Origin of the sequence: Sporosarcina thermotolerans, assembly GCF_042658975.1 — a bacterium.
Classification (GTDB): Bacteria; Bacillota; Bacilli; order Bacillales_A; family Planococcaceae; genus Sporosarcina; species Sporosarcina thermotolerans.
In genome coordinates, this window is record NZ_JBHSRM010000004.1 from 1 (window position 1) to 11,357 (window position 11,357).

General features: G+C 41.1%; 9 protein-coding genes. 2 read left to right on the plus strand and 7 right to left on the minus strand.

The genetic code is table 11. From position 1 onward, the window contains the following. Positions 1 to 323: 323 nt before the first annotated feature. From ACFPZG_RS04360 to dnaA, 7 genes are all read right to left on the minus strand, one after another. A complete protein-coding gene (locus ACFPZG_RS04360; protein WP_317941401.1) occupies positions 324 to 1,403 on the minus strand; it encodes an HD-GYP domain-containing protein in 1,080 nt (359 codons plus the stop codon). A gap of 126 nt (positions 1,404 to 1,529) precedes the next feature. After that, positions 1,530 to 4,058: a DNA gyrase subunit A gene (gyrA, locus tag ACFPZG_RS04365; protein WP_317941402.1), complete on the minus strand. Its 2,529-nt coding sequence runs from the start codon at positions 4,056 to 4,058 to the stop codon at positions 1,530 to 1,532. Positions 4,059 to 4,154: 96 nt separating this feature from the next. Then, complete coding sequence (gene gyrB / locus ACFPZG_RS04370) at positions 4,155 to 6,077, minus strand: DNA topoisomerase (ATP-hydrolyzing) subunit B (RefSeq protein ID WP_317941403.1); 1,923 nt, start codon at positions 6,075 to 6,077, stop codon at positions 4,155 to 4,157. 93 nt (positions 6,078 to 6,170) lie between these two features. Next, the gene (gene recF, locus ACFPZG_RS04375; protein ID WP_283733416.1) at positions 6,171 to 7,301 is read right to left on the minus strand and encodes a DNA replication/repair protein RecF; all 1,131 of its coding nucleotides are present in this window, start codon (positions 7,299 to 7,301) and stop codon (positions 6,171 to 6,173) included. Then, positions 7,291 to 7,530, minus strand: coding sequence for a S4 domain-containing protein YaaA (gene yaaA / locus ACFPZG_RS04380; protein ID WP_283733417.1), 240 nt, complete (start codon positions 7,528 to 7,530; stop codon positions 7,291 to 7,293). The genes recF and yaaA overlap by 11 nt, the downstream gene beginning before the upstream one ends. Before the next feature lie 147 nt (positions 7,531 to 7,677). Then, on the minus strand, positions 7,678 to 8,814 hold the full coding sequence (gene dnaN / locus ACFPZG_RS04385; RefSeq protein WP_317941404.1) for a DNA polymerase III subunit beta: 1,137 nt from the start codon (positions 8,812 to 8,814) through the stop codon (positions 7,678 to 7,680). Between the two features lie 172 nt (positions 8,815 to 8,986). After that, the gene (gene dnaA / locus ACFPZG_RS04390; RefSeq protein ID WP_317941405.1) at positions 8,987 to 10,336 is read right to left on the minus strand and encodes a chromosomal replication initiator protein DnaA; all 1,350 of its coding nucleotides are present in this window, start codon (positions 10,334 to 10,336) and stop codon (positions 8,987 to 8,989) included. Positions 10,337 to 10,404: 68 nt separating this feature from the next. Here dnaA and ACFPZG_RS04395 point away from each other — a divergent pair, with 68 nt between their 5' ends. Beyond that, positions 10,405 to 10,611 carry a hypothetical protein gene (locus ACFPZG_RS04395; protein ID WP_283733418.1) on the plus strand — a complete coding sequence of 69 codons (207 nt, stop codon included), beginning with the start codon at positions 10,405 to 10,407 and terminating at the stop codon, positions 10,609 to 10,611. Positions 10,612 to 10,872: 261 nt separating this feature from the next. After that, on the plus strand, positions 10,873 to 11,007 hold the full coding sequence (rpmH, locus tag ACFPZG_RS04400) for a 50S ribosomal protein L34 (RefSeq protein ID WP_147060480.1): 135 nt from the start codon (positions 10,873 to 10,875) through the stop codon (positions 11,005 to 11,007). The last annotated feature ends 350 nt before the right edge of the window (positions 11,008 to 11,357 follow it).

An 11,357-nucleotide genomic window follows, 5' to 3' on the forward strand; every position in this document is an offset into this window, starting at 1 on the left:
TTAAGATGTCAATTTCGAATCCGAAGATTCGTTTTGTTCTTTTCACCGACAGGGTCGGCTCCAGAACTTTTTTTGTTGACGTTTTGCTGTTCAGTTTTCAAGGTTCATTTGATTGCCGCTCCGTTAGAAGCAACTCTTATATAATACCATGCTGCGTTTTCGATGTCAACAACTTTTCTCAAAAAAATTTAAGCTGTTTCGAAGTGGTTATTGAGTTACCGGAAGTGCAACGTTATTTACTATAACATCTTGTCTCTTTGAATGCAACACTTATTACAAAAAAATAGATTAGCCGTGTAATCTTTACAGCGGCTAATCCATATTCATTCTATAATCATTTCAATTACCAAATCACGATTCGTTGACAGGTCAATAATAAGACCGTCCGAGTCTTTCCTTATCATCGGTCTCAACGGAGCATCGCGATGCAAGAACATGACCTCACCAAGTTCACCGTTAGTTAACTTCACCCGTGTTCCTATAGAAAGATTTCCGACGAGATTTTGAAGAGCATCCACCACTTTAATATCAAATTTACCAAACTCATCTTCCTTAATCATCTCAATTACTTTAAATGGAGAATGTTTTGGTCTGTACAATCTATCTGACGTCATTGCGTGGAATACATCCGCCACGGCGAGGATTTGAGAAAATACTAAAATGGTCTCCATTTTCTCCCCTCTTGGGTAACCGCTTCCGTCAAGTCGCTCATGATGCTGAAGAATTGCCAATTTCATCTCCTGCCTAATTAGAGGCGTGGTTTGAATCATTTTTACGCTGAACAAAGTATGTTTTTTTACTTCATTGAATTCCTCTTGGGAAAGGGATGTTGTCTTTTCCAATATTGATGGTGCAATTTTTGCCATGCCGCTATCGGCTAAAGTTCCGGCAAGACCGAGTTGAATGATATCGCCCTTTTCGTAACCCATTTTCTTACCAATAGCTGCTGAAAGGATTCCCATAGCGATTGGATGATGATATAGATATTCTTCCGGAGTTGAAAACTCATTTATCATCGCTAACATACTTTTTTGTGCTATGAACTTTTCCAATAATGGGATGATGAAAGATCGGATCTTTGCAACTTCAGGAAGTTGCCCAAATCGCCAATTGTTGAATTCCCTCTTATAATCCTGAACTGCTTTGTCATAGGGATTCTTTAACCAGTACAAGTTATCTGATGTATTATCAGTATCGACCGATGTATCAGGGTTTGTTTCATCACTATTGTTTAATTTCTCCTCCACCTTGACCTGGTTCACACCGAATACTCGAAGAACTTCTATATGTTCAAGTGTAAGCTCTGTACCTTTTCGCATAATCGGATATTTAGTCTTGCAGTACACGTCTTCCTTCAGTAAAGTTCCAGCCTGCAGTTCGCTAACATCTTTATATGATTCCATACTTAAGTTTCACCGCCTTACGATTTTCTCCTATAGACTATTATACTGAAACTAACAGAGTTAGACGACAAAAAAAGTTATTGAAATGACTGGAGCCATTTCAATAACTTTTACATTCAATAAATTTTAATCTTCATTTGGTTCTGTTGTTTCATTGTTTTCGCTAGAATCAGCTAATTCCTCGACCTCTTCGTTGGTCTCTTCATGTTCATCATGTTCATCTTCATGCTCCTTCTCGACTTTAGCAACCGTTGCAACAAGTTCATCCTCACCTAATCGGATTAGACGAACGCCTTGGGTGCTTCTGCCAATAGAAGAAATATCCTCAATATCCATTCGGATAAGTATGCCATGAATGGTGATCAACATAAGGTCTTCAGTTCCATCAACTGTTTTCATTGCCACAAGTGGGCCGTTTCTATCAGTGACATTCAATGTCTTCAAGCCATAACCGCCACGGGATTGGATTCGATACTCGTCTTCAGGTGTACGCTTTCCAAAACCTTTTTCCGTGACTACAAGAATTTCATCACCTTCAGCAACGGTATCCATGCCTACAGCTATATCACCTTCACGTAAACGGATTCCGCGCACACCACTTGCAACACGTCCCATCGAACGGATGTCTTGCTCACTGAACTTGATAAGCATTCCATCTCGTGTACCGATTGCAATGTTTTGATTGCCATTTGTCATTTTCACGCCGATCAATTCATCATCGCCACGCAATGTCAAAGCTATCAAACCATTGGAACGGATATTGGCAAAATCGGCAACGGAAGTACGCTTCACTATTCCTTCGCGTGTAGCAAAGAATAAATATTTCTCCGCCTCAAACTTTTCGACCGGAATCATCGCCGTAACTTTTTCTTCCTTAGCGAAATCCAATAGATTGATAATCGGTAAGCCTTTTGCCGTACGGCTATATTCAGGTACCTCATATCCTTTTTTACGGAATACTCTTCCCTTACTCGTAAAGAACAGGATTGTATCATGTGTAGATGTGTTCAACAAATGCTCGACGAAGTCGTCATCATTTGTACCCATCCCTTGTATACCCCTGCCTCCACGACGTTGGCTCCTGTAGGTATTTGCTGGAAGACGCTTAATATAGCCATTATGCGTCAATGTCAATACAGAGTTCTCCACTGGGATCAAATCTTCATCCTCAAGCATCTCGGCTCCGCCAGATGTAATTTCAGTTCTACGGTCATCCGCAAAACGCTGTTTCACTTCAAGCAGTTCCTCACGGATGATCTCTACCACTTTTTGTTCATCCGCAAGAATTGCACGTAATTCGGATATTAATACAAGGAGTTCTTGGTACTCGTTCTCAATTTTATCACGTTCTAAACCAGTTAAGCGTTGGAGACGCATATCAAGAATTGCCTGTGATTGGCGTTCAGTTAAATTAAAACGCTCCATCAAGCCGGTTTTAGCTTCTTCCGTTGTTTTAGAACCGCGGATCAACGCGATAATTTCGTCGATATGATCAAGAGCAATTCGCAAGCCTTCCAATATGTGCGCTCGGTCTTCAGCTTTTCTTAACTCATATTGAGTTCTTCTACGAATTACAACTTTTTGATGTTCTAAATAGTGATACAGTATTTCTTTCAGTGCTAATATCTTCGGCTGTCCATCGACAAGCGCTAACATATTAATACCGAAGCTCGATTGAAGGGCTGTATGTTTGTATAAATTATTAAGTAATACATGAGCATTAGCATCCCTGCGCACTTCGATAACGACTCGCATCCCCGTTCTATCGGATTCATCCGCCAAATGGGTAATGCCGTCTATACGCTTATCACGGACAAGTTCAGCAATCTTTTCAACAAGGCGGGCCTTGTTGACTTGGTAAGGCAATTCCGTAACGATAATCGTTTCCTTACCGTTTGACTGCTGTTCAATTTCGACTTTACCTCGGATGACAATGGATCCACGTCCAGTTTCATAGGCTCTTCTGATCCCGCTTCTTCCAAGGATTATACCCCCGGTAGGAAAATCCGGGCCTGGAATAATCTCCATCAATTCCTCAGTCGTGATTGCCGGATTATCTGCCATAGCAAGTACTCCATCAATCGTCTCACCTAAGTTGTGAGGGGGGATATTGGTCGCCATACCAACCGCAATCCCTGAAGTACCGTTAACAAGCAAATTCGGAAAACGGCTCGGAAGTACAATCGGCTCCTTTTCCTGGCCATCATAGTTATCTTGGTAGTCAATTGTGTCCTTGTTGATGTCCCGGAGTAATTCCATTGCTATGCGTGACATTCTGGATTCCGTATAACGCATCGCTGCCGCCGAGTCACCATCTACAGAACCAAAGTTCCCGTGACCATCGACGAGCATATAACGGTAATTGAAATCCTGGGCCATCCTTACCATCGTGTCATAAACAGCACTATCACCATGAGGGTGGTACTTACCGATAACGTCACCGACAATACGGGCTGATTTCTTATGTGGTTTATCCGCAGTATTTCCAAGGTCTTGCATTGCATAAAGGATTCGGCGGTGAACTGGCTTCAGTCCATCCCGTACATCCGGCAATGCCCTGGAGACGATAACGCTCATTGCATAGTCAAGAAAGGACGTTCTCATCTCAGTACTGATGTTGATCCCTTGAACACCACGTTTAGGCATATCTGCCATAATGTCAAACTCCTTTCAACTCAGGCGTCTTTTTCTGAACAACCTGTTAACCGAACAAAGCCCCTCGCTTGAAGGGCAATGGTTAAATTTAATTAATCAAGTATCCAAGTTCTTTACATACATCGCATTTTCCTCGATGAATCTACGTCTTGGTTCCACTTCGTCGCCCATCAATTGTTCAAATGTGGCATCTGCATCAAAAGCATCATCAAGATGAACTTGAAGTAAAGTCCGCTGATCCGGATCCATCGTCGTCTCCCATAATTGAGTGGCATCCATTTCACCAAGACCTTTATAGCGAGTAATGACTGGTTTAGGAGCTGCCGGAAGACGATTGAGTATTTCTTGCAATTCCACTTCGTCAAAACAATATTCCTCGTGTTTCCCTTGTTTAACTCTGTAAAGCGGTGGTTGAGCAATATACACATAGCCTGCCTCAATAAGAGGACGCATGAAACGGAAGAAGAATGTTAATAATAATGTTCTAATATGCGCTCCATCTACGTCGGCATCCGTCATGATGACAATTTTATGATAACGTGCTTTCGAAAGATTGAATTCGTCACCAATACCGGTGCCAAGGGCTGTAATCATTGTACGAATTTCGGCATTTCCTAAAATACGGTCCAATCTGGCTTTTTCTACGTTCAGTATTTTACCGCGCAATGGCAAAATTGCTTGGAAATGACGATCGCGTCCGCTTTTCGCTGAACCGCCCGCCGAGTCACCCTCAACGATGTACAATTCACTAATCGCCGGATCACGAGAAGAACAGTCTGCAAGCTTACCAGGAAGACTGGATACTTCCAATGCCGATTTACGTCTTGTCAGTTCCCGTGCATTTTTTGCGGCAAGTCTTGCTCGTGCAGCCATTAGACTTTTATCAATGATTAACCGAGCTGTAATTGGATTTTCCAGCAAAAAACGTTGGAAGCCTTCTGAAAACAAAGCATTTGTAATCGTACTGACCTCTGAGTTCCCTAACTTCGTTTTCGTTTGACCTTCAAACTGGGGATCTGGGTGTTTGATTGAAATGATTGCCGTCAATCCTTCACGGACATCTTCTCCCGACAAATTCGGGTCAGATTCCTTCAACATCCCATTCTTCCTTGCATAATCATTTACAACACGTGTCAATGCTGTTTTGTAACCTGATTCATGCGTACCGCCTTCATACGTATTAATATTGTTGGCGAATGATAATAGATTTTCTGCGAAGCCGCCGTTATATTGCATGGCAATTTCAATTGAGATTCCATCTTTCTCGCCCTCTATGAAAATCGGTTCCTCATGAATCGGTTCTTTGTTTTGATTTAAATGTTCAACATACGACTTAATACCGCCCTCGTAGTAGAACGTGTCGGTACGATTCTCTTCGCCTCGCTCGTCTGAAATCGTTATGCGCAGGCCTCTATTCAAATAGGCAAGCTCACGGATACGGTGGGACAAAATATCGTATTCATATTCGGTCGTTTCCTTGAAGATCTCGGGATCCGCTTTAAATCTTGTACGGGTACCGGTTTCTTCAGTTTCGCCTATAACTTCCAGCTCATTCACGAGATTCCCTCGTTCAAACCTGATGAAATAGACTTTCCCGTCCCGTCGAACATACACTTCGGTTACTTCAGAGAGTGCATTCACAACTGACGCCCCAACGCCATGCAAACCACCTGAAACTTTATAACCTCCGCCGCCGAACTTACCACCAGCGTGGAGTACCGTCATGATGACTTCTACTGCAGGTCTACCTGTTGATTCTTGAGTACCGACAGGAATTCCCCGCCCGTTATCATCCACACGGATCCAATTATCCTTTTCAATTGTCACTTCAATGTGATCACAATAGCCAGCCAAAGCTTCATCGATACTATTATCGACAATTTCCCATACAAGATGGTGGAGACCACGTGAACTCGTTGTACCGATATACATGCCCGGACGTTTACGAACTGCTTCCAGACCTTCAAGGACTTGAATCTGATTCGCATCATAGGCTGTCTGCAATTCTTTTTCTTCCATTGCCAATATGTTCACCTTTCCTTTCCGAACATCAATCGTTAAGTTTCTTTAGACATTTTTTTAGTTTCCTTCGGGAACGATATTAACAGGTTGTCAATTCAACTGATTTCCCTTATCTGAAACACGACCTGCTGATACTTCATACAATTCGGCTTTACGAATCGTCTCATGATCGAGTCCAGCAATATTCGTCGTAGTTACGAATGTCTGGACTTGCCCTTGCATCGTATTCAACAAGTGGGATTGACGATAATCATCAAGCTCTGACAGGACATCATCCAATAACAGAACAGGTGTTTCTCCAACTTCCTGTTTAACAAGGTCGATTTCGGCAAGTTTAAGTGATAACGCCGTCGTACGTTGCTGCCCTTGCGACCCATAGGTCTGGATATCATATCCATTCACAAAAAAATGGAGATCGTCACGGTGTGGTCCAATCAGTGTCATTCCACGTTCCAACTCTCGACGTCTCACTTCTTGCAGTTTTTTAATAAGTATTTCTTCCATCTGTTCAACAGTCTGCCCAGAATCGAACTCTTTTAATGTCCCATATGTCACTTTAAGCTGCTCAATTCCTCGGGAAATCCCTTTATGGATGGGTTCAGCCCATTTTTGGAGTAATTCAATAAAATAATATCGTTTCCGAATGATTTGTACTGCCACTTGGACATATTGTTCTGTATAAATATCAAACATGACGTTCGAAAAATCCAATTTTCCACGATTCTCTTTAAGTATTGCATTCCGTTGCTTTATTATCTTTTGGAAGGTAAGCAGATCATGAAGATAGACTGGGGATATTTGTCCGATTTCCATATCTAAAAATCTTCTTCGGACCTGTGGGCTTCCTTTTACAAGATTTAAGTCCTCCGGAGCAAACATGACAACATTGAGTTGACCGATATAAAGGCTTAAGCGGTTCTGTTCCAAATGATTTACCCGCGCCTTCTTGCCTTTTTTCGATATTGTCAATTCAAGTGGGAGACGTCCATACTTGCGTTGGATGTCCCCTTCTATTTTACCATACTCTTGTTCCCAACGTATAAGTTCACGATCATTTGATGTACGATGTGATTTCGCCATCGACAAGACGTATATCGCTTCCATGATATTCGTCTTGCCTTGTGCGTTTTCACCGATTAAAACGTTGATTTGAGGGGAAAAAGACAATTCAAGGGAATTGTAATTTCGATAATCTGTCAGGGATAGGCGTTCAATGAACATCCGATTGACCATTCACAGATGAGGATATCTTGAACCTACCTGCATTAGGAATATTAACGACATCGCCATCGTAAATTTTCTTACCCCTACGACGCTCTTCTTCACCGTTCACGTAAACTGCATTTTCTTCCAAAAACCATTTGGCCATTCCACCAGAGCTGATTGCATTGGTCATTTTCAGCAATTGGCCTAGTGTAACAAACTCCGTATCAATTTGCATGACTTCCATCCGCTTCAATCCTTCTCAAATTAGTCTGTCTCTCTATTTTACCGAACTTTTCGCTGTAAGTAAAAAGGATAGCCAAAAATTTGACTATCCCTTCTTTTCCATTGCTATTAAAACGATTAATTATCAACATGTGGATAATGCTTGAATTTAAAACGTCCTGACCGGCAATATCAATTGCAGGATCGAGTCGCTATCAATTGATTTTAAGATGAATGGCCTCATTGCACCTGTGAAATGAATAGCGATATCCTGGCCATCAATGGCTTTCAAAGCATCCATCATGTATTTCGCACTAAAGGAGATTTTTAGGTCTTCTCCCGTTACATCGATAGCTTCGATCAATTCTTCAACCTTACCTATTTCAGGTGAATTTGAGGAAACTTCAAGCATTTTTCCTTCATCAGCAAAAAAACGGACAATATTATTCCGCTCTTCACGAGCCAATAAAGATGCACGATCGATTGCTTGTAATAACTGGCGACCATTTACTGTAACTGTTGTCTTATATTCAGACGGGATTAACCTCGAAGTATCCGGATAATTCCCTTCAAGAAGCCTCGAATAGAAAAGTACATTTCTTGACTTGAAAAGTACCTGCTGGTCAGCAATGACAATTTCAACAAGATCTGAGTTATCCGGAAGGATTTTATTCAACTCTTGAAGACTTTTTCCCGGAATGACGACACTAAATGGGCTTTCAGGCATAAGTTCCGGCGTAAGTTCTCTTCTTGCAAGTCGGTGGCTGTCTGTAGCAACACATACAAGCTTTTCATTCACCGTTTCCCAATGAACACCGGTAAGAATCGGGCGTGTTTCTTGTTGCGATACCGCAAATACAGTTTCCTTAATGAGCGATTTCATCAAATCAGCCGGCAAGGAAAAACGATACTCATCTTTCACATTCGGTAGCACAGGGTAGTCATCTGAATTGGATCCGATGAGGTGAAACTCTGATTTTCCGGATTTGATATGAGTTTGCATTCCATTCTCAATTTCAATCGTAACACTATTCGTTGGTAGTTTTCTAACGATTTCGCTGAAAACTTTTGCCTGAAGGATGATGGAACCTGGTTCAATGACACGAATTATCTGTTCACCATCTTCTTCAATCGGGATAAATGTGCAAATCGTAATATCCGAATCGCTACCAGTCATCGTTAAACCTTTTTCAGAAACATCGATTTTAACTCCGGTCAAAATGGGATTCGCCACTTTTTGACTGATTGCTTTCATGACGTCATTTAATCCCTCGAGCAACCAATCTCTCATAATTTCAAATTTCATTTTGCACCCTCGCTTATATATTAATTAGTTAAGTAATAAAGATAGTAATAGTAATAGGGGCTGTGGATATGTTAGTAAGCCCTAAAAACCTATATGTTAGAAAGATAAACACATGTGTATAACCTGTGCACAGTTTGTACCGTAATTTAAAGGTTATTCACATGTGGATTCTTCATCCTCGGCCAAGAATCGTTTTAATATCTTGAATATCTTGTTGTAGAATTTTATCATCCTTCAATTGCTTAGCAATCTTTTCATGTGCATGGATGACAGTTGAGTGGTCTCGACCACCAAATTCCGAACCAATTTTAGGCAGCGAAGAATCCGTCAATTCGCGTGAAAGATACATAGCGATTTGACGTGGGAATGCGATTGCTCTTGTTCTTTTTTTAGCAGTAAAGTCTTCAAGCCGGATATTGAAATGTTCTCCGACTGTTTTTTGAATGTCTAAAATACTAACTGTACGTGGACGGGAATTTGGAATAATATCCTTTAATGCTTCTGCAGCAAGATCGGTCGTGATGTCCATATTGACAAGGGATGAATAAGCGACAACCCGAATTAGTGCACCTTCTAATTCCCGTATGTTTGTATCAATCTGGTTGGCAATGTAAAGCATTACATCATCCGAAATATCAAGTAGTCCATCAGCCTTTGCCTTTTTGCGTAGAATTGCAATTCGAGTTTCTAAATCTGGCGGTGCAATATCAGTGATTAATCCCCATTCAAACCGCGATCTTAGGCGATCCTCCAAGGTAGGTATCTCTTTTGGCGGACGGTCACTCGAAATGATAATCTGCTTTGCTTCTTCATGTAACGTATTAAAAGTATGAAAGAATTCCTCTTGTGTCTGTTCTTTTCCAGCGATGAATTGAATATCGTCAATTAGAAGGACATCTACTTTTCGATACTGATTTCTGAAATCGCCCGCTTTATTATTCATGATGGAATTAATGAATTCATTCGTAAACTTCTCTGAAGATAAATAAACGACCTTAGCAGAAGGGTCCTGTTCCATAATATAATGCCCAATAGCATGCATAAGATGGGTCTTCCCAAGCCCGACACCACCATAGATGAATAGGGGATTATACGATTTAGCAGGGGCTTCAGCTACAGCTAACGAGGCAGCGTGCGCAAATCGGTTTCCTGATCCGATTACGAATGTATCAAATGTATATTTGGGATTCAACATGACAGAAGCCGATGCGACAGGCGTTTTGTCAGCCTGTTTAACAACTGTTTTCGGTATTTTAAAATCACTTTCTTCCATTTCTTTTGGAACTACAAAATGGATAAGTCGGTCTTCACCCGTCAATTCTGACATGATGCCGGTTATTAGATGAACGTAATGAGTTTCTAACCAGTCCTTTGCAAATGAATTAGGAACAGCAATTGTCACGTTTTCATCGCCATATGTCATCAATTTTGTCGATTTAAGCCAGGTTTCGAAACTTGGTCGCGAAACTTTATCTTCAACTTTCGACAAAACTTCGTTCCATAATTTTTCAAGCTGATCCACTCGTTGGGCCTCCTTTACATAGAAATAAAAAAACACAGGAATATGTATTATACACAGAATTCAATCGTGTGGATAATAAATATCCCGAAGTGTTGAAAAAATTATCCACAACCTATCAACAATTGTGGATAATTGAATGGGCTTTTAAATTTGTTAACAGCAAAATCTTTTACATTGTACCAAGAAACTATAAGAATGACAAGGCATTCTATGAGTTATTAACACTAACAGCAATTGTGGAGAATTACTTTATCCACAGGCTTTTGTATGTGTAAAAGGTGTAGATAAGGGCTGTGCATAAAAAAATGATAAAAATTTCTATGAACATATTTGTCAGCAATCTACATTTTTTGATGTGGATAACTTTTTATTAAATCGATTGGTGTCGAACGATGTAAAGTAAAGATGGAAATTATGAAGAATTGTAATTGGCTTAAATAAGAGTTACTAAAAAATAATTGACATTGTGGGAAATGCGCCTTATACTATTCAAGACTCTCAGAAAGTAAAGGGACAATGCAGGAGGTGTCTTTGAAATGAAACGTACATTCCAACCAAATAAACGTAAACGTAGTAAAGTTCACGGCTTCCGTGCAAGAATGAGCTCAAAAAGCGGTCGTAACATCCTCGCTGCTCGTCGTCGCAAAGGAAGAAAAGTGCTTTCAGCATAAGACCACTCTAAAAGTGGTCTTTTTTTTGTATAAAAAGCGGAGGGCGCTTGCTCAGCTGCGACAGGCATAAGAAAAAAATGCGTAGTGGCGCACTTTGCCACGTAGCAGTTTTGTCTTATGACCCGAGCAGTTAGCGCCGGAAGCTGGATTGAATAAAAAGCGGAGGCGGCCAGCATAGATGCGACAGGCATAAGACGAAGATACGGAGTGGCGTTCTTTGCCACGCAGTAGCTTTGACTTATGACCCCGAGCATCTGGCCGCCAAAGCTGGATTGAATAAAAAGCGGAGGCGGCCTGCATAGATGCGACAGGCATAAGACGAAGATACGGAGTGGCGTTCTTTGCCACGC